Genomic DNA, 22,520 nt, shown 5'->3' on the forward strand with positions numbered 1-22,520 from the left:
CCCCTGGCCCTACCCCGGCCACGGATCGCCGATTTCGCGGCGGTCGCGTTCGCGCTTGAACACCGCGTTGGCGAGCTGGTCCATCAGGATCCGGAACGCCGCGCTGTCGGGCGCGGTGGCCGGCCCGCCCCAGCCTTCGGCCCACGCCACCATCTCGGCGCGGTCGCACAACGCGGCACTGGCGTGCAGCGGTCCACCACCCCCGGTCCCGGCGGTGGTCCCGGCGCCGGTCCCGGCGCCGGTCCCGGGGGACGTCTCGCCGGTCTGACCGGTGCCGGCGGGCAGGGCGCCGCGACACAGGGCCTGGCCGTCGGGCACGCCGCCGTCGCCCAGGAACAGCACGGTGCGGTAGCCCGGCCCGGCGGTGCCCACCGCGGTGGGCACGAAGCCCAGCGGGCGGCCGTTGACGTTGCCGCTCATGGCCCGGGCGGCGGCGGCGGCCACGGTGGCGTCGGAGACGCCCGCGAACGGGTTGCCCACCACCTCCAGAGGCAGCGTGCCGGTGATGACGTAGTTGAACACGTCGTTCGGGCTGGAGACGTGGGAGACGGTGCGCGGCCCGGCACAGGCGGCCAGCGCCAGAGACAGAACGCCCGCCAGAGCGCCGGCGGACACGGCACGAGCAGCGGCCATGTTGAACTCAACTCCCTGAGGCTGCTCCCTAAGGCTGCGGGACCGGCCCTGCCCCGGCACGCGGGCCGGGGCCATCACCGGTCATCCCACAGGTGGCGCGGAGCCCGGGCCGGGTCAATGGCCGCCGCGCCCGGATGCGGGGGGCTCAGCCCAGATCGCGCACCGCCGTCAGCACGGCGTCGGCGTGGCCCGGCACCTTCACCTTGGGCCAGACCTGACGCACCACGCCGTCGCGGTCGATCAGCACGGTGGTGCGTTCGATGCCCATGTAGGTCTTGCCGTACATGCTCTTTTCCTTCCAGACGCCGTAGCGCTCGCAGACGTCGCCCTCGGCGTCCGAGGCCAGGGTGAAGGGCAGGTCGTGCTTGGCCTTGAACTTGTCGTGCTTGCCGACGGGGTCCTTGGAGACACCGATGATGGCGGCGCCGGCGGCCTCGAAGTCGGCCAGCGCGTCCTTGAAGGCGAGGGCCTCCTTGGTGCAGCCCGAGGTGTCGTCCTTGGGGTAGAAGTACAGCACCACGGCCCGGCCCTTCAGATCGCCCAGGGACACCTGGCCGCCGCCGTCGGTGGGCAGGGTGACATCCGGCGCGGGCTGGCCGACTTCGACGCTCATGGCAGGACTCCTTCGCGTGAGGGTGGGCTCGGGGACCGATCGGACGGGCATACGCGCCGGCGCGCCCGTCCGATCACTCCCCAATCACCCCACCAAATCAACCCGGGGGGACCCCTACCGCTTGTCGAAGGGCACGAACGCGCGCTGCGTCGGCCCGGTGTAGAGCTGACGCGGCCGGCCGATCTTCTGCGCCGGATCGGTGACCATCTCGTTCCACTGCGCCACCCAGCCGGTGGTGCGGGCGACGGCGAACATGCCCGTGAACATGGAGACCGGGATGTTCATGGCGCGGAAGATGATACCGGAGTAGAAGTCGACGTTCGGGTAGAGCTTCTTCTCCACGAAGTAGTCGTCCTCAAGAGCGATGCGCTCCAGCTCCAGGGCCACGTCCAGAAGCGGATCCTTGATGCCCAGTTCCTCAAGCACTTCGTGGCATGTCTGTGCCATGATCTTGGCGCGCGGATCGTAGTTCTTGTAGACGCGGTGCCCGAATCCCATCAGCCGGAACGAATCGTCCTTGTCCTTGGCGCGCTTGACGCAGGCACTGACGTTGTCCTTGCTGCCGATCTCGGACAGCATGTTCAAGACCGCCTCGTTGGCGCCGCCGTGCGCCGGCCCCCACAGCGAGGCGATGCCGGCGGCGATGCAGGCGAACGGGTTGGCGCCGGAGGATCCGGTCAGGCGAACCGTCGAGGTGGAGGCGTTCTGCTCGTGATCGGCGTGCAGGATGAGGATGCGGTCCATCGCCTTGGCGAGCACCGGGTTGACCTTGTATTCCTCGCAAGGGACCGCGAACAGCATGTGCAACAGGTCCTCGGCGTAGGTCAGGCAGTTGCGCGGGTAGATCAGCGGCTGGCCCATGGAGTACTTGTAGGCCCAGGCCGCGATCGTCGGCATCTTGGCGATCAGCCGGTGCGAGGCGATCATGCGGTGGTGCGGGTTCGAGATGTCGGTGCTGTCGTGGTAGAAGCCCGCCAGCCCGCCGACAATGCCGCACATCACCGCCATCGGATGGGCGTCGCGGCGGAACCCTTCCAGGAACTTGTGGATCTGCTCGTGCACCATGGTGTGGTGCGTGATGGCGTGCTCGAACGTGCCGTACTGCTCCGGGGTCGGCAGTTCGCCCTCCAGCAGCAGGTAGGCCACCTCCAGGAACGAACAGTTGGTCGCCAGGTCCTGGATCGGGTAGCCGCGGTGCAGCAGAATGCCCTGGTCGCCATCAATGTAGGTGATGGCGGATTCGCAGCTCCCCGTGGAGGTGTAGCCCGGGTCGTAGGTGAACATGCCCGTATCGGCATAGAACTTGCGGATGTCCACCACACTCGGGCCGGTCGACCCGTCGAGGATCGGCAGTTCGTAACTGGTGCCGCTCCGGTTGTCGGTGACGGTCACGGTGTTGGTCTGGGTCATGTCGGCTCGTCCTTCCCTTCGCTGCGGGTGTTCGCGCGTCGTTGGCGACCGGCCGGGCGGGGCCGCAGCGGCGCAGTCGCGCAGGATTGTTACCGACTTTTTAGACTCTTTCTCGTTTACGCGATACACCCTTCGTCCAGACACCCCTCGGAAACGCCTAAAGGGGCCTTCTGCTCCGGACTTCCTCCCCAAACGTGTTAATTTTATTTCTCATGACTCGCGCCGATGCGCAATGGACTTGCCCGGTGGTCCTATCCGGCGCAGCAGTCCTCCAGTCGGGCCAGCGTCTCCGCCCGCCCCAGGATCTCCATCACCTCGAAGATCGGCGGCGACACCGTGCTGCCCGTCAGGGCGGCGCGCAACGGCTGGGCGACCTTGCCCAGCTTGAGCCCGTGCGCCTCGGCGGCGGCGCGCGCGTCGGCTTCCAGCGCCGTCCGGTCCCACGGTTCCAGCGCCGCCAGCCGGTCCCGCATCAGGGCCAGCGTCGTGGCCCCGTCGCCCGTGACCTGCTTGAGCGCCTTGTCGTCCAGCGCCAACGGTCGCGGCCGGACATAGAAGGCCGCACTCTCGGCCAGCTCCATCAGGGTCTTGGCGCGCTCCTTCAGGCCCGCCATGCCGGCCAGCAGGCGGCGATGGCCCTCCTCGTCCACGGTCTGGCCCAGCCGGTCCACCACCAGATCCACCAGGCGGGCGTCGTCGGCACGGCGCAGATAGTGCCCGTTCAGGCTGGTCAGCTTGGCCATGTCGAAGCGGGCCGGGGCCCGGCCCACGCCGTCCAGGTCGAACCAGGCCACCGCCTGGGCGTCGTCGATGATCTCGTCGTCGCCGTGGCCCCAGCCCAAGCGCAGCAGGTAGTTGCGCATGGCCTCGGGCAGGTAGCCCATGTCGCGGTAGCTCTCGGTGCCGAGCGCGCCGTGGCGCTTGGACAGCTTGGCGCCGTCGGGGCCGTGGATCAACGGGATGTGGGCGAAGGCCGGCGGCGCCCAGCCGATCAGGCGGTAAAGCTGGGTCTGGCGGAAGGCGTTGGTCAGGTGGTCGTCGCCGCGGATGACGTGGGTGATGCCCATGTCGTGGTCGTCCACCACCACCGACAGCATGTAGGTCGGCGTCCCGTCCGAGCGCAGCAGGATCATGTCGTCGAGCTGGTCGTTGGCGACCGTAATGCGGCCCTGCACCTGGTCCTCGATCACGGTTTCGCCGTCGCGCGGCGCCTTCAGGCGGATCACCGGGCGCACCCCTTCGGGGGCCTCGGCGGGGTCGCGGTCGCGCCAGCGACCGTCGTAGCGCAGGGTCTGGCCGGCGGCCTTCTGGGCCTCGCGCATCGCCGCCAGCTCCTCCGGCGAGGCATAGCAGCGGTAGGCCTTGCCCTCGGCGAGCAGGGCGTGCGCCACCTCGACATGGCGCGGCGCGCGGGTGAACTGGAACACCGGCTCCTCGTCCCACGCCAGCCCCAGCCAGCGCAGACCGTCGAAGATGGCCTGCACCGCCTCCGGGGTGGAGCGCTGGCGGTCGGTGTCCTCGATGCGCAGCAGGAAGCGGCCGCCGTGGTGGCGCGCGAACAGCCAGTTGAACAGCGCCGTGCGGGCGCCGCCGATGTGCAGGAAGCCCGTGGGCGAGGGCGCGAACCGGGTGACGACGGTCATGGAGGGTCGGAGTCCGTGTGTCTGGGGCCAGCGGGAGCGCCGCCGGGGCGGCGCGTTTCTGTACCACACCGCCGCGCCCTGTGCAGCACCGGCCGAGCCGGCCCGCGCCGGCCGGCGAGCCGCGACAGGCGCACCCTTTCGGGGCATACTGGCGTGACGGCGACCGATTGGCGGAAGACATGGCGCACCACCGACACGGCCGCCGTCCGGGCGCCGGCCCGGCCCCCGCTGCGGCGGCCGCCCACACCGGCGGGATGGTCTGGCGCGCCCCCGTCTTCGCCCTGGCGGCCACCCTGGAGGCCGAGCGGGCGCGCTGGCCCTTGTGGCTGCCGGTGGCCTTGGGCTGCGGCGTGGCAGCTTACATCCTGCCGGCGGTGGAGCCGCCGCGCTGGGCCGGCGCGGCGCTGGCGGCCGGCGTGCTGCTGCTGGTGCTGGTGGCGCGCCGGGCGGCCTGGATCGGCGCGCTGCTGGCGGCGCTGGTGGCGGCCGCCGTCGGCTTCGTGGCGGCGCAGGAGCGCGCCCACGGGATCGCCGCGCCGGTGCTGGCGGAGCGACTCGGGCCGGCGACGGTCAGCGGCCGGGTCGTGCTGATCGAGGCGCGCGGCATGGCCCGCCACCGCGTCACCCTGGCCGACGCGCGGGTGGCCGGGCTGGACGCCGCGCGCACCCCGGCGCGGGTCCGGCTCACGCTGACCCGCGCCCCACCGCCGCGGCCGGGGGCCTGGATTCGCACCCGCGCGGTCCTGATGCCGCCGCCGCCACCGGCCGCCCCGGGCGGCTACGACTTCCGGCGCCGGGCCTGGTTCGAGGGCCTGGGCGCGGTCGGATTCGCGGTCGCCGACTGGGGCCCGCTCGACCTAGCGCCGGCGCCCACCCTCGCCGACCGGCTGGTGGCCTGGCGCGAGGGGGCCCGCCAGACGGTGGCGGACCGCCTGCGGGCCGGGCTGCCCGGGCAGCCCGGCGCGCTGGCAACCGCGCTCGCCACCGGCGACCGGGGCGCGGTGCCGGAGCCGGTGCTGGAGGCGTTCCGGGCCTCCGGACTGGCGCACCTGCTGGCCATCTCCGGGCTGCACATGTCGATGATCGCGGCGCTTCTGTTCGTCGGCGGCCGCGCCGGGCTGGCGCTGGTGCCGGCGTGGGCGGCGCGCTGGGACCTGAAGAAGCCCTGCGCCGTGCTCGCGCTGGCCGGCACCTTCGCCTACCTGATGCTGGCGGGGGGCAACGTGCCGGCACAGCGCGCCTTCCTGATGACGGCGCTGGTGCTGGCGGCGGTGCTGCTGAACCGCACCGCGATCTCGCCGCGGCTGGTGGCCTGGGCGGCGGTGGCGGTGCTGCTGACGCAGCCGCATGCCCTCTTGGGGCCCAGCTTCCAGATGTCGTTCGCGGCCGTGCTGGCGCTGGTGGCGACCTGGGAACTGGCGGCGCCGCGGCTGGCGACGGCGGCGCGACCGCGCCGGCCGCTGGCGTGGGCGCTGGCGCGCACCGTCGGGCTGTACCTGGGCGGTGTGCTGCTGACCAGCCTGGTGGCCGGGCTGGCGACGATGCCGTTCGCGGCCGTCCATTTCAACCGCGTGGCGGTGTTCGGGCTGGCAGCGAACATGGTGGCGGTACCGCTGATGGGGCTGTGGGTCATGCCGTGGCTGCTGGCGACCCTGCTCCTGCTGCCCTTGGGCCTGGAGGGCTGGGCGCTGGCGCCGCTGGCCTGGGGCCTGGAGGGGGTGGCCGGAACGGCCGCCGCGGTTGCGGGCTGGCCGGGGGCGACGCGGCTAGTGCCGGCGGCGCCGGCCTGGGGCCTGGCGGTGCTGGTCCTGGGCGGGCTATGGCTGTGCCTGTGGCGGCGGCCCTGGCGGCTGCTGGGGCTGGCGGCGATCGCGGCCGGGCTGGCGAGTCCCTGGAGCCGGCCGTTGCCGGACCTGGTGGTCAACGCGGACGCCCGGGCGATCGCGGTCCGGGCGGCGGACGGCGGGCTGATCCTGTCGCCGGGGCGGGCCGACGGATTCGCGCGCGCGGTGTGGGTGGAACGCTGGGGCGGGGCCAGCGCCGAGTCGTGGCCGGAGCCCGGGTCCGGCACGGCGGACGGGCGGCTGCGCTGCGACCCGCGCGGATGTGTGCTGGCGGTGGGCGGGGTCGCCGTGGCCCTGGCCTGGCACCGGGCGGCGCTGGCCGAGGACTGCGCGCGGACGGCGGTGGTCGTCACACCGGTGCCGGTGCCGGCGCCCGAGTCGTGCGCCGGGCCGGGGTGGGTCGTCGACCGGGCGGCGCTGGCGGCCGGGGGCGTGCATGCGCTCTGGCTGGCGGACGGGACGGTGCGGATCGAGACCGTGACCGGCACCAGCGGCCGGCGGCTGTGGACCGGCCCCCCGATACCGTGACAGGGCCGGACCCCGAACGAGATACCGCTCGGCTGGCTTGCGCCACCGAGCGGTATTCGTAGGATACGCGGTACTCATCCGTGCTGGCCGGATGGAGCGAGGTCAGCCTCCCCGCTCCCCGGTCAGCGCAGGATCAGCCCATCCACGCGGTCGCGTAACGGTCGCTACCGAACAGGATGGCGAGGTGGACCAGGATCGCCAGGACGAACAGGGCGATGAAGAAGCCAACCAGGCCCTCCTTCGGGGACACGATCTGCCAGAAGCGCCAGTCTTCGTTGAAGAAGTTCGGGATCATGAGCTTTCTCCACGGTCTGCAGTGGTTGTCTTAGTACGCGATACTCAGGAACTCAGCGGACGGCTGTATTAGCCGGCCACCGGGTACCAGGGCATCCACGCCCAGACCAGGAAGTGCGCCAGCAGGCAGATCGCGAAGAAGACCTGGCCACCACGCTGGAACATGGCGTGGAAAGCCTTCGCCTCGTCATCGGTCAGGCCGGTCCGGTTCAGGTTCTTGTAGCTCGTGACGGGAGCAGGTGCATCAGCCATTTGTTTTCCCCTCAGCAAAGATGGATCATTTCAATCCGTCCGGATTGGGCGAACACCGGGCCGCGGCCGCGGTTGACCGGTGTCGGGTGCGATCCTCCCTTTGTGTTCCCATCCGATCCCCGACAGAGCGGGAGGGCGGTGGGACCGCCGGGGTGACCGCTGCATCCCCACAATCCGAGAGTTGTTTTCACATATTGGCGGGAGAGTGTCAACACAGGTTTTCACATGAAATGTCATAGCGTGTTGACACCCCGTGCCGGGCGGTGCCGCGAGCGTCGATCGCCCGGGAGGGACCGCGGCGAGCGGGGGTCAATCCTGGGGGCCAATCCGGGGGGCCAACCCAGGAGGGCCGCGGCCGATCGCCGGTCGGCCCGCGCCCATCCGCCGATCGCGACAAACCGGGCTCGCGGCGCGATGTCGCTGTGCCGCAATCGCGGGGATCGCGATCAAACCGACCCACGTCGTGGTTCCGAGTGATCGCCATCCCCGCATGACCGCCGCATTACAGAAAATTCATGTGGCGGACGGCACGCCGTTAGGCGTGCCGTGGCAACGTCGGGGTGTACGGGTCACGGGTCTTCCGATTTCTCCTCCGCCACCGTCCGTCCCCGCAAACCTCCGGCGGGTCGGGCGTCCGACAGCGGACGATGCGTGCGGACGCCCCCCCGTCCTGGGACCTCAGCCACACTCCGATCGCCCGGCAATCGGCGGCCCGCCTCCAGCGCGCCGCCGGTTCGCTGTCCCGACCGGACGCGACTCGACCGTCGGGGTCGGGCCTACAGCCGATTGCGACAAACCGGAATCGCGGCACACCGACATTGCGCGGCCTTCCGGCCGCCTATCCGGCGGATGCGGCGGGCGGCGGGTCGCGCAGGCGCTCCGCCTCGCGCAGGTCCACCGACACCAGGGTGGACACCCCGCGCTCCATCATCGTGACCCCGAACAGGCGGTCCATGCGCGCCATGGTCATGCGGTGGTGGGTGACCAGCAGGAACCGGGTCTGCGCCGCGGTGCGCCCGGTCAGGTCCTCCAGCAGGCGGCACAGGCGGTCGACGTTGGCGTCGTCCAGGGGCGCGTCCACCTCGTCCAGCACACAGATCGGCGCCGGGTTGGTCAGGAACACCGCGAACAGCAGCGCCAGCGCGGTCAGCGCCTGTTCGCCGCCGGACAGCAGCGACAGGCTCTGCAACCGCTTGCCGGGCGGACTGGCCAGGATCTCCAGGCCGGCCTCCAGCGGGTCGTTGCTCTCGATCATCTCCAGGTGGGCGCGGCCGCCGCCGAACAGATGCGCGAACAGGTCGCCGAAATGCCCGTTCACGGCCTCGAACGAGGCCACCAGGCGCTGACGGCCCTCGCGGTTGATCTCCCCGATGCCCTGGCGCAGTCGCGCAATGGCGCCGGTCAGGTCCTCGCGCTCGTGCCGCAGGGCCGCCACCTTCTCGTCGAGGTCGGCCAGTTCGGCCTCGGCGCGCAGGTTCACCGGCCCCATGGCGTCGCGCCGGCGCGACAGGGTCGCCAGAGTCGCGTCCACCTCCGCCGCCGGCGGCAGGGCCTCGTCCGCCGGCAGACCGGCGGCGTCGGCGAGACCATCGGGCGGGCAGTCCAGGCGCTCGGCGATGGTGCCCGCCACGGCGCGACAGGCCGCCTGGCCCTGCTCCACCGCCGCCTCGTGGCGCACCCGGGTCTCGCGCGCCTGGGCCAGGTCTCGGTCGGCCTCGGCGGCCGCCTGGCCGGTGGCGCGCGCCTCCGTCTCGGCCGCGGCCAGGGCGTCGGCGGCGGCGGCCCGCCGCGCCTCCGCGCTCTCCAATGCCAGGGTCAGGGCGCCGCGTTCCGACTCCAGCCGCGCCGGCGCGTCCGCCAGCCGGGCCAGTTCGGCCGCCACCGCCGCCTGACGCGACTCGAGGTCGGCCAGCTGCGCCTGCCCCTGCGCCAGGCGGTCGGACCAGGAGTCGCGCTCGCCGGCGATCGCCGCCAGCCGGCGCCGGCGGTCGGCGCGCTCGCGCGCCAGCCGGTCGTGGGCGGCGCGGGCCTCCACCAGCGCGGTGCGGCGCGCGGACAGATCGGCGCGCCGGGCCTCCAGGGCCGCGCGGGCCGCGGCGCCGTCGCCCAGGGCGGTCCGCTCGGTCCGCGCCGCCTCGGCCTGCTCCGCCGCCTCGGCGCCATCGGCGGCGACCTGATCCAGGGTGGCGCGCAGGGCGGCCAGCTTGGCCTCGGCCTCGGCCGCCCGCCGGCTCAGGTCCTGGCGCACCGCACGCGCCCGAGCCGCGGCGGCATCGGCCGCCTTGACCGCCGCCCGGGCGGCGCGCTCCTCGCCCTCGGCGTCCGACAGCCGCGCCCGCGCCGCCTCGGACGCCGCCTCGGCGTCGGCCACCCGGCCCTCGGCCGCGTCCAGATCCGCCCGCAGCACCGTCAGCCGGTTGCGGGTCTGGAGCCGCGCCGCGGCCTGGGTGCCGGCCGCCGCGCCGGCCCCGGGCCGCACCGTCAGGCCGTCCCAGCGCCACAGGTCGCCGTCCGCGTCCACCAGCCGCTGCCCCGGGCGCAGGTCGTGGCGCCGCGCATCGCCGGTCGCCCGGTCGCGCACCACCCCCACCTGGGCCAGCCGCACCGCCAAGGCCGCCGGAGCGTCCACATGCGCGGCCAGCGCCGCCACCCCCGCCGGCAGCGGCGCCGGCTCCGCGGGCGTCGGCACCTCGATCCAGTGCGCGGGGGCGGCCGGGTCGAGCGCCGCCGTCAGGTCGTCGCCCAGGGCGGCGCCCAGCGCCCGCTCGAACCCGGGCGCGACCGTCAGCGCCTCCAGCACCGGCGGCCAGTCCCCGGCCGGGGCCTCGCGCGCCAGCAGGCCCTCCAGCGCCTGCACCTCGGCGCGCAGGCTGGCCCGCGCCGCCGCCCCCTCCTGCACCGCCTCGCGCGCCGCCTCGAAGCCGGCGCGCGCCTCCGCCCGGGCCGCCTCGGCGGCCTCGCGCGCCGCCGTCGCATCGGCCAGCGCCGCCTCGGCCGTGGCGACCGCCGCCTCGGACTCCCGCACCGCCGCGGGGTCCACGGCACCCGCCAGTGCGGCCTCCAACTCGGCCGCCAGGTCGGTCCGGCGCCGGGTCAGCCGCTCGGCCCGCTGGGCCGCCTCCGTCGCCCGCCGATCGAGGGCGGCGCGGGCCGCGTCGGCCTCGGCCAGCCCCTGGGTCGCCCGTGTCACCTCGGCCTCCAGGTCGGCGACCGCGGCCCCGGCTGCCTCCAGGTGGGCGTCGGCCTCCGCCTGGGCCGCGTCCTCGCCGGCCGCCGCCGTCTCCAGCGCGGCCCGCTCCTCGCCCAGACGGGCCAGCGCCGCCTCGGCATCGGCCACCCGGGCGCGTTCGCGCGCGGCATCGGTCCCGGCCTGAGCCCGCCGGGTCTCGGCGTCGGCGCGGGCCTGGTCGATGCGCCGGGCCTCCGCGTCCAGCCGGTCGCGCTCCAGGCTCAGGCGTTGCAGCGCCGCCGCCGCCTCGGTGGCCTGGTCGCGCAGGGGCGCCAGGGCGGCGTCGGCCGTCTCGCGCGCCCGGCCCGCCGCGCCAGCGCGGGCCGTCAGGTCGGCCACCTGGCGCTCGCTCTCCCGCAGTGCGGTGCGGGCGACGTCGAGCCCCCGGATGGCCGCCAGCCAGCGGTGGCGCAGCACCATGGCCTCGGTGCGGCGGATGGCCTCCGACAGCTCGCGGTACTGGGTCGCCTGGCGGGCCTGCTTGCGCAGGTTGCGGCCCTGACCGTCGAGCGCCGACAGCACGTCGTCCAGGCGCTCCAGGTTGGCCTCGGCGCCCTTGAGGCGCAGTTCGGCCTCGTGCCGGCGGGCGTGCAGGCCGGCGATGCCGGCCGCCTCCTCCAGGAGGGCGCGCCGCTGCGCCGGCTTGGCAGCGATCAGCGCCCCCACCCGGCCCTGCGACACCAGCGCCGTGGAGCGGGCCCCCGTCGCCGCGTCGGCGAACAGCAACTGGACGTCGCGCGCCCGCACCTCCTTGCCGTTGACGCGGTACACCGAGCCCGATCCGCGCTCGATGCGGCGGGTCACCTCCAGGTCCTGGAACTGGCGGAAGGCGGCGGCCGAGCCGTCGCTGTTGTCGAGGTCGAGGGTGACTTCGGCGACGTTGCGCGCCGGCCGGGCGCTGGTGCCGCCGAAGATCACGTCGTCCATCTCGCCGCCGCGCATCTGCTTGGCGGAGGTCTCGCCCATGACCCAGCGCAGGGCCTCGACCAGGTTGGACTTGCCGCAGCCGTTCGGCCCCACCACGCCGGTCAGCCCGGGGGCGATGACCAGCTCGGCGGGGTCGACGAACGACTTGAAGCCGCTGAGGCGCAGGCGGGTGAACTGGACCATGGCGGACCCGCGAACGGGCGGCGCGCGGAGGGCCGGGCCGGTCGGCCGGCCTAGCCGCCGGTCGCCTCCAGGGCGGCGTCGATCGCCCGGGTCATGTCGTCCAGGCGATAGCTGCCGGTGTGCTTCTGGCCGTTGATGACGAAGGTGGGGGTGCCGGAGATGTCCCAGCGGGCATCCGCCTCGGCGCGGCGATCCAGGATGGCCTGGTACAGGGTCTCGTTCTCCAGGCAGGCGTCCACTTCGGCCTTGGACATGCCGGCCAGGCGGGCGATGCCGGTGATCGACTCGCGCGGGGTGCGGGTCATCCAGGCGTCCTGATCGGCGAAGAAGATGTCCACCAGCCGCTTCTGGATCGCCTCCGGGGCGCAGTGGGTGATGAGCGAGACCGCGCCGGCGATGTTGTCCAGCGGGAAGTCCACCAGCGTCAGGTTGGCCCGGCCGGCCTCGATGTAGCGGTCGCGCAGGGTCGGCAGGGTCTCCTGGTGGAAGCGCGCGCAGTGCCCGCAGGTGTAGGAGGAGAACTCCAGGATCGACACCGGCGCGTCCGGATCCCCCCAGGTGTGCGGCGCATAGGATGGCGTCGCGGCCGCTTCCCCCTCGGGCGAGCTGGCGGCGGCCGGGGCCAGACGCGCGGCCACGGGCAGCAGGGCGAGGCCGGAGAGGCCGGCGGCGAGGCGGCGACGGGACAGCGGGCGGCGGTTCACGATGGCGTCTCCCCTGGGAGCGGGTGGTGGCAGGACGGACGAAGACCGTGCAACGACGGCGATAGTGACGATATGATGACGGTATGATGAGCCTGGGAGTCCCGGGCGGACACCGCCGCCCCCACGGACTGGCAAGGGACCACGGCACCCCGGGACCACGGCACCCCGGGACCACGGCTACATAGGGCGGCGGGCCGGCGGCGGACAAGGCCGGGGCGCCGCGTGCCCGGCCCGATCCCACTGTGCGCAGCCAAATGGGGCGGCAGGGTGACGGCGACACGGGGGGCGGGGTTGATCCCTCGGACGGCCGGTGGACCGTGATTGACAGCCGCCGCCGCCGGGCGTTTCCTGAATTAGAACACATCGGATCTGCCGGTCCGACGGCAGCCGAGACGAGCAACGGAGGGCGCGGTGGACGGGGCCGACCCCAGCGGGCGCAGACGGCAGGGCCTCCCGATGGACGGCGGAGCGGCGACGCGCCCGGCCCGCGCCGCAGCCGGCGGTGGGGCCGCCGACGCCGGGACCGGATCCGACACCAACGCCAACACCGTTTCCGGCACCGGATCCAACACCGTATCCGACACCGACCGGCTCCGCCCGCCGGTGCGCATCGCCGTCATCGCCGCCTGTCCCGCCCAACGGTCGGCCCTGAGAGCCGCCCTCGAGTCGCGCTATCGGGTCGATGTGTTCGCCGACGGCGACACCGCCATCGCCTGGCTGCGCGAGGCGCTGCCGATGGTGATCCTGATCGACGATGCAGCGCCGGAGGCCGCCGCCGGAGGCCGCTCCGCGGCGGCGCCGTGGAGCGCCCTGCGCACGGTGCACCGACTCGGCTTCTACCCCGATCTGGCGCGGGTGCCGCTGGTTGGGCTCACCGGTGATGCGCGTTCCGACCTGGCGCTCGACTTCCGGGCCGGCTACCGCCCGCTGCTGGTCAAGCCGATCCGGCGCAGCGCCCTGCTGGAGACCGTGGCCGACCTGGTCAACGAACAGGTGGAACTGGCCTGGCAGAACCTGGCCGAGCCGCAACGCGCCGCCCTGATGAAGACCGTCGCGGTCTTCAACGGCGTCACCGACATGATCGACGCCGGCCGCCCGGTGCCCTACCAGACCTTCCGCCAGAGCTGCTCGCCCCTGGTCGAGGCCGTGCGCGGCGGCGCCTTCCGCGCGGTGCTGGAGGGCGTGCGCGGCCACGACAACTACACCTATGTCCACTCGCTGCGGGTGGCGACGTTCCTGTGCTACTTCGGCCATGCGCTAGGGCTGCCCGAGAGCGACCTGACGGTGCTGGCCACCGGCGGGCTGCTGCACGACGTCGGCAAGATGTCGATTCCGCACGAGGTGCTCAACAAGCCGGGCAGGCTGTCGAGCGGGGAATGGGGGGTGATGAAAAGCCACGTGCCGCGCACGCTGGACTTCATGGATCTGGTCAACGAGGTGCCCGGCGGGGTGCGGCTGATCGCCGCCCAGCACCACGAGAAGCTGGACGGCACCGGCTATCCCGCCGGCCTGAAGGGCGCCGAGCTGAACGACCTGGCGCGCATGGCCGCGATCGTGGACGTGTTCGGCGCGCTCACCGACCACCGCGCCTACAAGGCGGCGATGGCGCCGGAGGCCGCGCTGGACCTGATGCACGGCATGAGGGGGCACCTGGACCACGTCCTGCTGGCGCTGTTCCGGGAGATGCTGCTGGACGCCGCCGGGGCCATGGACGCGGCGTGAATGTGGGCGCCCACGCGGGAGCGTGGGCTTTTTCTCGGTCCCACGCTCCTGCGTGGGACCGCCTGGACGATTGGCGCCCCCGCCGGAGCGGGGGCGAGAGAGTCCTATGCTTTCTCGGTCCCACGCTCCCGCGTGGGGCCGCCTGAACGATTGGCGCCCCCGCAGGAGCGGGGGCGGGAGAGTCCTATGCTTTCTCGGTCCCACGCTCCCGCATGGGGCCGCCTGTACGATTGGCGCCCCCGCAGGAGCGGGGGCGGGAGAGTCCAATGCTTTCTCGGTCCCACGCTCCCGCGTGGGACCGCCTGTACGACGGGCGCCCACGCCGGAGCGGGGGCGGGAGAGTCCTATGCTTTCTCGGTCCCACGCGCCCGCGTGGGGCCGGGCCGGACCCCGCCTCTACCGCCGTCGTGGCCCCGACAGCACCGCGCGGCCCAGACGCTCCAGGGCGGCGCGCAACTCGGGGTCGGTCACGGCGGCCAGCTTGGCGTCGAGCGCCCGCAACGCCTCCGGCGACGGCGGCGGAGGCGGCAGCGCCCGGCCGCGGCGCGCCGGCCGGCGGGCGGCCGCGCCAGACAGCGGCCCCTGGGTGACGCGCAGGGCGGCCACGGCCTCGAATCCGACATGGGTGTTGATGCGCTGGCACAGCATCGGCGCGCGGTGGGTCAGTTCGGTGGCGCAGGCGCCGGCGGCGGCCTTGACGTGCAGGGTGCCGCCGCGCCCGCCGGCCTTGGTCCCGCGCGGCATCACCAGCTTCAGCGGCACGCACTGGCGCGCCAGCGCCGGCCCCACGATGTCCGCCCAGTGCGCCAGGATCGGCCCCATCGCCACCCCGCGCCGGCCCAGCAGGCGGCGCGTGGCCGGCTCCAGGAGCTGGCCGACGGCGCGGCTGCGGGAGCTGCGGTTGGTCAGGTCGTGCACGGGCAGGCGCTCGCCTTCCGCCGTGACCAGGCGGCGCAGCCAGGCCGGCGGCGGGCCACGGCGGCCGTCGGGAGGAGGGGGATCGCTCATCGGTGGTGTCGACTGCTGTTGCCTTTGGCGCCGTCCTGTTCCCACATGGAGCCCGACCCGCCGCCGCCGGTCAAGCACCCCCGCCGCCATCCCGGAGAGCCCGCCCATGGCGCGCCGCGCCGCCCGCGCCCCCAACCCCGCCGATCCCGCCGATCCCGCGCCCGAGGCCGCCAGCGGCCCCGGGACCGTCGCGCCGCCCGACGCCGCCACCGCCGCCGACCTGGGCGCGCGCCTGCTGGCCTGGTACGACCGCGACCGCCGCGACCTGCCGTGGCGGCCGGCCCCGGGGGCGCCGCCGCCCGATCCCTATCCGGTGTGGCTGTCGGAAATCATGCTGCAACAGACCACGGTGGCGGCGGTGAAGCCGTACTATGTCCGCTTCCTGGCGCGCTGGCCGACGGTGCAGGCGCTGGCGGCGGCCGACGACGCCGCCGTGATGGCGGAATGGGCCGGCCTGGGCTACTACGCCCGCGCCCGCAACCTGCTGAAGTGCGCGCGGGCGGTGGTCGCCGACCATGGCGGCCGCTTCCCCGACACCGAGGCGGGCCTGCGCGCCCTGCCGGGGATCGGCGCCTACACCGCGGCCGCCATCGCGACCATCTGCTTCGGCCAGCGGGCGGTGGTGGTCGACGGCAACGTGGAGCGGGTGATGGCGCGGCTGTTCGCGGTCGAGGACCCATTGCCCGGCGCCAAGCCGACCCTGCGCCGGCTGGCCGACGCCCTCACCCCGACCGCGCGCGCCGGAGATCACGCCCAGGCCGTGATGGATCTGGGCGCGACCCTGTGCACGCCGCGTGCGCCGGCCTGCGGCCTGTGTCCGTGGATGGCCGCGTGCGCCGGTCGCCGCGCCGGCCTGGCCGAGCGGCTGCCCGCCAAGGCGCCGAAAGCGCCGCGCCCCACCCGGCGCGCGGTGGCGTTCTGGATCCAGCGCAAGGACGGCGCCCTGCTGCTGCGCCAGCGCCCGGCCTCGGGCCTGCTGGGGGGCATGATGGAGGTGCCGTCCTCGCCCTGGGAGGCGGCACCGATGCCGGACCCGGCCGCGGCGGTGGCGGCCGCCGCCCCGTTGCCGCTGTCGGACTGGCGCGCGCTGCCCGGTCTGGTCGCGCACACCTTCACACACTTCCATCTGGAGCTGACGGTGGTGATGGCCCGGGTCGGCGCCAATCCGCGGGTGCGGGGGATCTGGGTGCCGCTGACCGAGCTGGAGGGTCACGCGCTGCCCACCGTGATGCGCAAGGTGATCCGCCACGCGCTGACTAAGGGGTTCTGAGCGGGCGCCGGGTCCGGGTCGCGCGTCAGTCCAGCAGCCGCAGGGCCGAGCGGGCGATATCATCCAGCACGGCCCGCTCCGGGCGCGCCTTGGCGATCACGCGCAGCCCGTTGAACAGCGCCACGAAGGTGCGCGCCAGCGCCACCGGGTCGGCGTCGGCGGCCAGCTCGCCGGCGTCGCGCGCCTGGGCCAGGCGCACGGCCAGGGCGCGCTCCACGCCCTCGAAGCTGCCCGCCAGCCAGGCCCGCAGGTCCGGGTCGTGCGGCGCCAGCTCGACGGCGGTGTTGCACATCATGCAGCCACGGCCCTCGCCGGCCAGGGTGCGGGTCACCATGTCGGCCAACAGGCGCTCCATGACCGTGCGGATCGGCCCGGGCTGCTCCAAGGCCCGCATGATGCGGGAGGTGACGCGCGCCTCGTAGCGGCGCAGGGAGGCCTCGAACAGCGCCCGCTTGCCGCCGAAGGTCTCGTAGAAGCTGGAGCGGCTGATGCCCATGACGTCCAGCAGGTCGGGCAGCGAGGTGTTGCCGTATCCCTGGCGCCAGAAGGCGTCCATCGCGCGGTCCAGGACCGCGTCCGTGTCGAATCCGCGAGGCCGCGCCATCGCCCCGCTCCCTCCCGTGCCCCAACCGCCCGCGCGGCGAAGGCGCGGCCGACCGGCATTCAAGACCAATGAGTCCATTTATGGCGCTGCGGCACGACCGTCAAGCCGGCGGCGGCGTGCCGCTCCACGCCAGCCACAGCAAGGCGGGCAGCAGCACCACCGCCATCAGCGTCGACATCAGGACCAGGCCCGCCACCTCGTCCGGGCGATTGCCGTAGCGTTGCGCGAACAGGTAGTTGAACACGGCCACCGGCATCGCCATCTCGATCAGCACCACACCCCGCGCCGCTCCGTCCAGGTCGAGCGTCCAGACCAGCAGCAGGCCCGCCCCCCAGCCGAGCGCCAGCTTGGCCGCGGACAGCGCCGCGGCCCGCCCCAGGCCGGCCGGCTTCAGGCCGACCAGGGCCACGCCCAGCGCCAGCAGCATGAGTGGAATGGTCATCCCGCCCAGCAGTTCGACCGTGTCGGCCAGGAACGGCGGCATCTGCACCCCGGCCGCGTTCATCGCCAGGGCGGCGGCGAGCGCCCAGATCACCGGCGTGCGCAGCATCGCCCCCAGCGAGGCCCGGCCCGCGGCGATGGCGACGCCGACCGTGAAGTTGAGGATCGCGGTGAGCACGAAAAAGGCGATGGCCAGCGCCAGCCCCTCCTGGCCGAAGGCGAACAGGCACAGCGGCAGCCCCACGTTGCCGGTGTTGCCGAACATCATCGCCGGCAGATACGGCGGCAGCGGCAGCCGTGCCGCGCGCAGCAGCGCGAGCCCGGCCGCGCCGGTCAGCGCCACCCCGAGGGTCGCCGCCAGCACCATCTCGCCCAGGACCGCCAGGTCGATCTCCACCCGCGTCATGACGTCCAGCACCAGGCACGGCACGCCGATGCGGGTCGACAGGCTGGCCACCATCTCGGTGTCGAACGGCCAGCGCCGCCACCCCCACAGAAGACCCAGGCCGGCGATGAGCAGCACCGGCGCGACGACGGCGAAGATGGCGGCAATCATGCGCTTGGGATCCGGACCACGGACGGACGGGCGGGGCGGCCGCCGGGGTGCAAAGGGGGTGGGAGAATGGGGTCTTTTTCGCCCCGCCCCTTAACGGCGCGGCGGCCGGGACGCTACACTGGCGCGCCGGCGCGATCCAGTCTCGCCGGGCCGCCGCCGGCGACAGAGCGAACGAGAGGGAGATCCACCGTGAGCCACCCCTTCACCGTCCACGGCACCTGCGTGGCCCTGCCCGAGGGCGGGGTCCTGCTGCGGGGCGGGGCCGGATCGGGCAAGTCCGACCTGGCGCTGCGCCTGATGGAAAGCGGCGACGCGCGGCTGGTGGCGGACGACCGGGTGATCCTGGAGCGCGACGACGAGAGCGGCCTGCTCTACGCCTCCACCCCGGCGCCGCTGCGCGGTCTGATGGAGGTGCGCGGCATCGGCGTGATCCCGCTCGACACCTCGCGGTGGGTGGCGAACGCCCCGCTGATCGCGGTCGTCGACATGGCGCCGCTGCCCGGGGCGGTGCCGCGCACGCCGTCGGCCGCCACCTGCGACCCGCTGGCCGACGCCAACCGCCACAGCGACCACGTCCCGACCCGGGTGCGCCGGTTCGTGGTGTGGCCGTTCGAGGTCTCGGCCCCGGCCAAGGTGCGTCTGGCGGCGGCCATCGCCGTCGAGGCCATCGTGCCGGTGACGGAACAGGACCTGGCATGATCCGCGCGCCGGTCCCGGTCCGCGCCGGCGCTGCCGGCCCCGCTGGGGACCCCGGTGGTGGCCCCGGTGGTGGCCCCGGTGGTGGCCCGGGCGGATCCGCGGGCGAGCCCCAGCGCCTGGTGGTCATCACCGGCATGTCGGGGGCGGGCAAGTCCTCGGCGCTGGCGGCGCTGGAGGACCTGGGCTACGAGGCGGTCGACAACCTGCCGCTGGCGCTGCTGGACGGGTTGTTGACCGGGGCCACCCTGGACCGCCCGCTGGCGGTGGTCACCGACGTGCGCACCCGCGACTTCACCGTCGACCGGCTGTTGGACACGGTGGCGCAGTTGCGCGGCCGTCCGGGGCTCGACGTGACGCTGTTGTTCCTGGACTGCGACGACGACGTGCTGCGCCGCCGCTTCACCGAGACGCGGCGGCGCCACCCGCTGGCCCTCGACCGCCCCCTGAGCGATGGCCTGGCGCTGGAGCGGGCGCGCATGGCGCCGGTGCAGGCCGGGGCCGACGTCATCGTCGACACCGCGCATTGGACCCTGGGCGAGCTGAAACGGCGGCTGGAGGACCAGCTCGGCCTGGGCCGTGGCGCCGAGGGGGCGGTGATCGCGGTGGTCTCGTTCGGCTTCCGCCACGGACTGCCGCGGGAGGCGGACCTTGTGTTCGACGTCCGATTCCTGCGTAATCCCCATTACGTGACGGATCTGCGACCGTTGACCGGCCGTGACCCCGCGGTCGCCGCCCATGTGACGGCGGACCCGGATTTCGATCGGTTCTGGTCGGCGCTGACCGCGCTGCTCGACGTCGTGCTGACCCGCCAGCAGGGCGAGGGCAAGAGCTACCTGACGCTCGCCGTGGGCTGTACCGGCGGGCGACATCGGTCGGTCCTGGTGGCGGAGCGGCTCGGCGCCTGGTTGACCGGACGCGGCGCCCGGGTCACGGTGCGCCACCGTGACCTGGAGCCGGCGGGACCACCCGCGTGAGCCGGCGCCGTCAGGGGAAGAACCCGGGAACGGGGACGCGGACCACGCGAGGGACGCGGGCGACGACGAGGCAGGTCGTCATGACCGGAGACGAGGGCCGATGATCGGACTGGTGCTTGTGACCCACGGCCGGCTGGCCGAGGAAATGCTGGCCGCCCTGGAACACGTGGTGGGCGCCCAGGCCAACGTGGCCACCATCTGCATCGGTCCCGACGACGACATGGAACAGCGCCGGGCCGACATCGTCGACGCCGTGAACCGGGTCGACACCGGGCAGGGGGTGATCGTGCTGACCGACATGTTCGGCGGCACGCCGTCGAATCTGGCGATCTCGATCATGGACCGCGCCACGATCGAGGTGATCGCCGGGGTCAACCTGCCGATGCTGATCAAGCTGGCGTCGGTGCGCGCCACGGAGCCGCTGGCCGAGGCGGTCACCAGTGCCCAGCTCGCCGGGCGCAAGTACATCAACGTGGCCTCGCGCCTGTTGACGCAGGAGTAGTCCGGTGTCCGCCCGCCCCCTGCCCCCGGCCGCGTCGTTCGCGCCCCACTGCCTGCGGTCCGCCGACGACGGCGGCGCCGGCACCGCCGCCGCGGTGACCGCCGACTGCGAGATCGTCAACCAGCGCGGCCTGCACGCCCGCGCCGCCGCCCGCTTCGTCAAGACCGTCGAGCGCTACGACGCCAGCGTCAAGGTGTTCAGCCGTGGCCAGGAGGTCTCGGGCCATTCCATCATGGGGCTGATGATGCTGGCGGCCGGCCGGGGGTCGACCATCCACGTGGTGTGCGAGGGCCGCGAGGCCGGGGCGGTGATGGAGGCGCTGCAGACGCTGATCGCGGCCCGGTTCGACGAGGACTAGAGCCGATTATCGCGACAAACCGAAGTCGTGCCGCGATTCCGGTTTGCCGCAATCGGCTGTAGGGCGGAGCCGCGCGCCGGGACGCCGGACCCTGTGACGCCGCGGTTCCGGTGCAGCCGGCGCCAAATCCCGGACGGCACAGCCATGCATGGGAGCCCCGCCGTGAGTCGGCAGTCACGAGAAGGCGGTCATGAGTAGGCGGTCATGAGAAGGCGGTCATGAGAAGGCAGCCATGATGGGGGAACGGTGAGGAGCGGCCCGGGCCGCACGGGCGCCGCCATTCCGGCGCGCCTGGCCGTGACGGCCGAAGACGGCGGCCCGCACGACCCGACGGAGAGCCCGTTGGGCGGCGGCGCGGCCGACGCCATGCTGCGCCTGGAGGGGGTGGCGGTCGGTCCCGGCTACGGCATCGGCACCGTTTACTTGCACGACACCGGCCTGTCGCCGATTCCCGAGTACCGCATCCCCAGCGGCCTGGTGGCGCGCGAACGCCAGCGCTTCGCCGACGCCGCCGAGCGCGCCATCGCCGAATTGCGCACCCTGGGCCAGAAGGTGCGCAAGCTGCCCGGCGCGGCGGGCGAGGAACTGTCCTGCATCCTGGAAGCCTACGAACGCATGTTGCGCGGCTCGCGACTGGTGCGCGGCGTGGACCAGCGCATTACCGCCGAGCGCGTCAACGCCGAGGCCGCGGTGCGCATCGAGATGACCGAGCTGATCGGCGCCTTCTCGTCCATGGAGGACGACTATCTCGCCGCCCGCATGGACGACATTCGCGAGGTCGGGCGCCGCCTGATCCGCAACCTGGGCCGGCGTCCGCGCCAGCCCGGCCTCACCAGCCTGTCGCGCGGCAGCGTGATCGTGGCCGAGGAGCTGAGCCCGGCCGACACCGCGCTGCTCAACCCGCGCCTGGTGGGCGGCCTGGTCACCGCCCTGGGCGCCCGCCAGAGCCACACCGCGATCATGGCCCGCTCGCTCGGCCTGCCGGCGGTGGTGGCGGTGCCCATGCTGCTGCGCCACGCCCACGCCGGGGCCACCATCGTGGTGGACGGCACCGAGGGCGCGGTGATCCTGAACCCGGACGCCGACACCCTGGCACGCTACCGCGCCCGGCGGGCCAACTTCCTGCGCACCCGGCGCAACCTGCAACGCCTGCGCGACGTCCCGTCGGTGACCCGCGACGGCATCGCCGTGCATCTGCACGCCAACATCGAACTGCCGGCCGAGGTCGAGGGGGTGTTGCAGGCGGGCGCCGAGGGCATCGGCCTGGTGCGCTCCGAATTCCTGTACATGAACCGGGAGTCGCTGCCCAGCGAGGACGAGCAGGCGGCCGTGTTCAGCACCCTGATCGAGCACATGAAGGGCCGCCCCGTGACCATCCGCACCCTGGATCTGGGCGGCGAGAAGCTGGGCGACGCCCTGGGCATCAAGCCCGGCGCCAATCCGGCCCTGGGGCTGCGCGCGGTGCGCCTGTCGCTGACCCGGCCGGCGCTGCTGCGCACCCAGTTCGCCGCCGTGCTGCGCGCCGCGCGGCGCGGGCCGGCGCGCATCCTGCTGCCGATGGTGTGCACGGTCGAGGAGGTGCGGGCCGCACGCGCGGTGCTGGACGCGGTGGTGGCGGACTTCCGCGCCGCCGGCCGGCCGCTGCCGGATCCGATTCCGCCCCTGGGGGTGATGATCGAGGTTCCGGCGGCCGCGCTGTCGGCCGACGCCCTGGCGCGCGAGGCCGACTTCTTCGCCATCGGCACCAACGACCTGACGCAATATGCCCTGGCCATCGACCGCACCGACGAAGCCGTGGCGCACCTGTACGAACCGCTGCATCCGGCGGTGCTGCGGCTGATCCACTTCGCCACCGGAGCGGCGCAGGCGGCCGGCATTCCGGTGTCGGTGTGCGGCGAGATGGCCGGCGACCCACGCCTGACGCCGCTGCTGTTCGGTCTCGGGGTGCGCGAGCTGTCGATGGCCTCGTTCGCCATTCCCGCGGTCAAGCAGCGGGTCCGGCGCATCACCCAGCCGGCGGCGGAGCGCCACGCCCACCGGGTGCTGGGCCAGCCCGACGCCGCCCGCATCGGGGCCCTGATCGAGTCCTTTGATGCCGGCTGACCGCCGGCGCTGCCCCCGTGCCG

19 protein-coding genes are annotated in these 22,520 nt (G+C 73.7%); 8 read left to right on the plus strand and 11 right to left on the minus strand.

Annotated features, from left to right (window positions below):
* Positions 1–9: 9 nt before the first annotated feature.
* The 4 genes from GGD88_RS10140 to gltX all read right to left on the minus strand — a co-directional run bounded on the left by GGD88_RS10140 (position 10) and on the right by gltX (position 4,299).
* Positions 10–633: a hypothetical protein gene (locus GGD88_RS10140; RefSeq protein WP_184435062.1), complete on the minus strand. Its 624-nt coding sequence runs from the start codon at positions 631–633 to the stop codon at positions 10–12.
* A 145-nt stretch (positions 634–778) separates the two neighbouring features.
* Entirely contained in the window at positions 779–1,246 is a 468-nt protein-coding gene (gene bcp / locus GGD88_RS10145) for a thioredoxin-dependent thiol peroxidase (protein ID WP_184435064.1), read from the minus strand.
* Positions 1,247–1,360: 114 nt separating this feature from the next.
* The gene (locus GGD88_RS10150; RefSeq protein ID WP_184435066.1) at positions 1,361–2,656 is read right to left on the minus strand and encodes a citrate synthase; all 1,296 of its coding nucleotides are present in this window, start codon (positions 2,654–2,656) and stop codon (positions 1,361–1,363) included.
* A gap of 251 nt (positions 2,657–2,907) precedes the next feature.
* Positions 2,908–4,299, minus strand: coding sequence for a glutamate--tRNA ligase (gene gltX / locus GGD88_RS10155; RefSeq protein WP_184435068.1), 1,392 nt, complete (start codon positions 4,297–4,299; stop codon positions 2,908–2,910).
* 179 nt (positions 4,300–4,478) lie between these two features.
* Here gltX and GGD88_RS10160 point away from each other — a divergent pair, with 179 nt between their 5' ends.
* On the plus strand, positions 4,479–6,671 hold the full coding sequence (locus tag GGD88_RS10160; RefSeq protein ID WP_184435070.1) for a ComEC/Rec2 family competence protein: 2,193 nt from the start codon (positions 4,479–4,481) through the stop codon (positions 6,669–6,671).
* Positions 6,672–6,804: 133 nt separating this feature from the next.
* Here GGD88_RS10160 and pufA read toward each other — a convergent pair whose 3' ends face one another.
* The 4 genes from pufA to GGD88_RS10180 all read right to left on the minus strand — a co-directional run bounded on the left by pufA (position 6,805) and on the right by GGD88_RS10180 (position 12,260).
* On the minus strand, positions 6,805–6,966 hold the full coding sequence (gene pufA, locus GGD88_RS10165; RefSeq protein WP_184435072.1) for a light-harvesting protein: 162 nt from the start codon (positions 6,964–6,966) through the stop codon (positions 6,805–6,807).
* A gap of 68 nt (positions 6,967–7,034) precedes the next feature.
* Positions 7,035–7,217, minus strand: coding sequence for a light-harvesting antenna LH1, beta subunit (gene pufB / locus GGD88_RS10170; RefSeq protein WP_184435074.1), 183 nt, complete (start codon positions 7,215–7,217; stop codon positions 7,035–7,037).
* Positions 7,218–8,055: 838 nt separating this feature from the next.
* Positions 8,056–11,556 carry a chromosome segregation protein SMC gene (gene smc, locus GGD88_RS10175; RefSeq protein WP_184435076.1) on the minus strand — a complete coding sequence of 1,167 codons (3,501 nt, stop codon included), beginning with the start codon at positions 11,554–11,556 and terminating at the stop codon, positions 8,056–8,058.
* A gap of 50 nt (positions 11,557–11,606) precedes the next feature.
* Positions 11,607–12,260, minus strand: a complete 654-nt coding sequence (locus tag GGD88_RS10180; protein ID WP_184435078.1) for a thioredoxin domain-containing protein — start codon at positions 12,258–12,260, stop codon at positions 11,607–11,609.
* Positions 12,261–12,716: 456 nt separating this feature from the next.
* Between GGD88_RS10180 and GGD88_RS10185 the strand changes: the two genes are divergently transcribed.
* A complete protein-coding gene (locus tag GGD88_RS10185; protein WP_184435081.1) occupies positions 12,717–13,982 on the plus strand; it encodes an HD domain-containing phosphohydrolase in 1,266 nt (421 codons plus the stop codon).
* A 396-nt stretch (positions 13,983–14,378) separates the two neighbouring features.
* Here the strand turns inward: GGD88_RS10185 and GGD88_RS10190 are convergent, their stop codons facing one another.
* Complete coding sequence (locus tag GGD88_RS10190; protein ID WP_184435083.1) at positions 14,379–14,990, minus strand: DUF721 domain-containing protein; 612 nt, start codon at positions 14,988–14,990, stop codon at positions 14,379–14,381.
* A gap of 106 nt (positions 14,991–15,096) precedes the next feature.
* Between GGD88_RS10190 and mutY the strand changes: the two genes are divergently transcribed.
* The gene (gene mutY / locus GGD88_RS10195; RefSeq protein WP_184435086.1) at positions 15,097–16,260 is read left to right on the plus strand and encodes an A/G-specific adenine glycosylase; all 1,164 of its coding nucleotides are present in this window, start codon (positions 15,097–15,099) and stop codon (positions 16,258–16,260) included.
* A 25-nt stretch (positions 16,261–16,285) separates the two neighbouring features.
* Here mutY and GGD88_RS10200 read toward each other — a convergent pair whose 3' ends face one another.
* Both GGD88_RS10200 and GGD88_RS10205 read right to left on the minus strand, forming a co-directional pair.
* The gene (locus GGD88_RS10200) at positions 16,286–16,864 is read right to left on the minus strand and encodes a TetR/AcrR family transcriptional regulator (protein WP_184435089.1); all 579 of its coding nucleotides are present in this window, start codon (positions 16,862–16,864) and stop codon (positions 16,286–16,288) included.
* Positions 16,865–16,964: 100 nt separating this feature from the next.
* On the minus strand, positions 16,965–17,861 hold the full coding sequence (locus tag GGD88_RS10205; protein ID WP_184435091.1) for an AEC family transporter: 897 nt from the start codon (positions 17,859–17,861) through the stop codon (positions 16,965–16,967).
* 189 nt (positions 17,862–18,050) lie between these two features.
* Here GGD88_RS10205 and GGD88_RS10210 point away from each other — a divergent pair, with 189 nt between their 5' ends.
* The 5 genes from GGD88_RS10210 to ptsP all read left to right on the plus strand — a co-directional run bounded on the left by GGD88_RS10210 (position 18,051) and on the right by ptsP (position 22,497).
* Positions 18,051–18,560 carry an HPr kinase/phosphorylase gene (locus tag GGD88_RS10210; RefSeq protein WP_343056334.1) on the plus strand — a complete coding sequence of 170 codons (510 nt, stop codon included), beginning with the start codon at positions 18,051–18,053 and terminating at the stop codon, positions 18,558–18,560.
* Positions 18,557–19,534, plus strand: coding sequence for an RNase adapter RapZ (gene rapZ / locus GGD88_RS10215; RefSeq protein WP_184435096.1), 978 nt, complete (start codon positions 18,557–18,559; stop codon positions 19,532–19,534). The genes GGD88_RS10210 and rapZ overlap by 4 nt, the downstream gene beginning before the upstream one ends.
* Before the next feature lie 100 nt (positions 19,535–19,634).
* On the plus strand, positions 19,635–20,036 hold the full coding sequence (locus tag GGD88_RS10220; RefSeq protein WP_184435099.1) for a PTS sugar transporter subunit IIA: 402 nt from the start codon (positions 19,635–19,637) through the stop codon (positions 20,034–20,036).
* Positions 20,037–20,040: 4 nt separating this feature from the next.
* A complete protein-coding gene (locus GGD88_RS10225) occupies positions 20,041–20,394 on the plus strand; it encodes an HPr family phosphocarrier protein (RefSeq protein ID WP_343056335.1) in 354 nt (117 codons plus the stop codon).
* Between the two features lie 246 nt (positions 20,395–20,640).
* On the plus strand, positions 20,641–22,497 hold the full coding sequence (gene ptsP, locus GGD88_RS10230; protein ID WP_343056336.1) for a phosphoenolpyruvate--protein phosphotransferase: 1,857 nt from the start codon (positions 20,641–20,643) through the stop codon (positions 22,495–22,497).
* Positions 22,498–22,520: the final 23 nt, after the last annotated feature.

This window comes from Roseospira goensis, assembly GCF_014197795.1.
Taxonomy (GTDB): domain Bacteria; phylum Pseudomonadota; class Alphaproteobacteria; order Rhodospirillales; family Rhodospirillaceae; genus Rhodospira; species Rhodospira goensis.

Excerpts from the sequence above, each read along its gene's own strand:
- GGD88_RS10140 (WP_184435062.1), bottom strand. The coding sequence starts at position 633 with ATGGCCGCTGCTCGTGCCGTGTCCGCCGGCGCTCTGGCGGGCGTTCTG.
- bcp (WP_184435064.1), bottom strand. The coding sequence starts at position 1,246 with ATGAGCGTCGAAGTCGGCCAGCCCGCGCCGGATGTCACCCTGCCCACC.
- GGD88_RS10150 (WP_184435066.1), bottom strand. The coding sequence starts at position 2,656 with ATGACCCAGACCAACACCGTGACCGTCACCGACAACCGGAGCGGCACC.
- gltX (WP_184435068.1), bottom strand. The coding sequence starts at position 4,299 with ATGACCGTCGTCACCCGGTTCGCGCCCTCGCCCACGGGCTTCCTGCAC.
- GGD88_RS10160 (WP_184435070.1), top strand. The coding sequence starts at position 4,479 with ATGGCGCACCACCGACACGGCCGCCGTCCGGGCGCCGGCCCGGCCCCC.
- pufA (WP_184435072.1), bottom strand. The coding sequence starts at position 6,966 with ATGATCCCGAACTTCTTCAACGAAGACTGGCGCTTCTGGCAGATCGTG.
- pufB (WP_184435074.1), bottom strand. The coding sequence starts at position 7,217 with ATGGCTGATGCACCTGCTCCCGTCACGAGCTACAAGAACCTGAACCGG.
- smc (WP_184435076.1), bottom strand. The coding sequence starts at position 11,556 with ATGGTCCAGTTCACCCGCCTGCGCCTCAGCGGCTTCAAGTCGTTCGTC.
- GGD88_RS10185 (WP_184435081.1), top strand. The coding sequence starts at position 12,717 with ATGGACGGCGGAGCGGCGACGCGCCCGGCCCGCGCCGCAGCCGGCGGT.
- GGD88_RS10190 (WP_184435083.1), bottom strand. The coding sequence starts at position 14,990 with ATGAGCGATCCCCCTCCTCCCGACGGCCGCCGTGGCCCGCCGCCGGCC.
- mutY (WP_184435086.1), top strand. The coding sequence starts at position 15,097 with ATGGCGCGCCGCGCCGCCCGCGCCCCCAACCCCGCCGATCCCGCCGAT.
- GGD88_RS10200 (WP_184435089.1), bottom strand. The coding sequence starts at position 16,864 with ATGGCGCGGCCTCGCGGATTCGACACGGACGCGGTCCTGGACCGCGCG.
- GGD88_RS10205 (WP_184435091.1), bottom strand. The coding sequence starts at position 17,861 with ATGATTGCCGCCATCTTCGCCGTCGTCGCGCCGGTGCTGCTCATCGCC.
- rapZ (WP_184435096.1), top strand. The coding sequence starts at position 18,557 with ATGATCCGCGCGCCGGTCCCGGTCCGCGCCGGCGCTGCCGGCCCCGCT.
- GGD88_RS10220 (WP_184435099.1), top strand. The coding sequence starts at position 19,635 with ATGATCGGACTGGTGCTTGTGACCCACGGCCGGCTGGCCGAGGAAATG.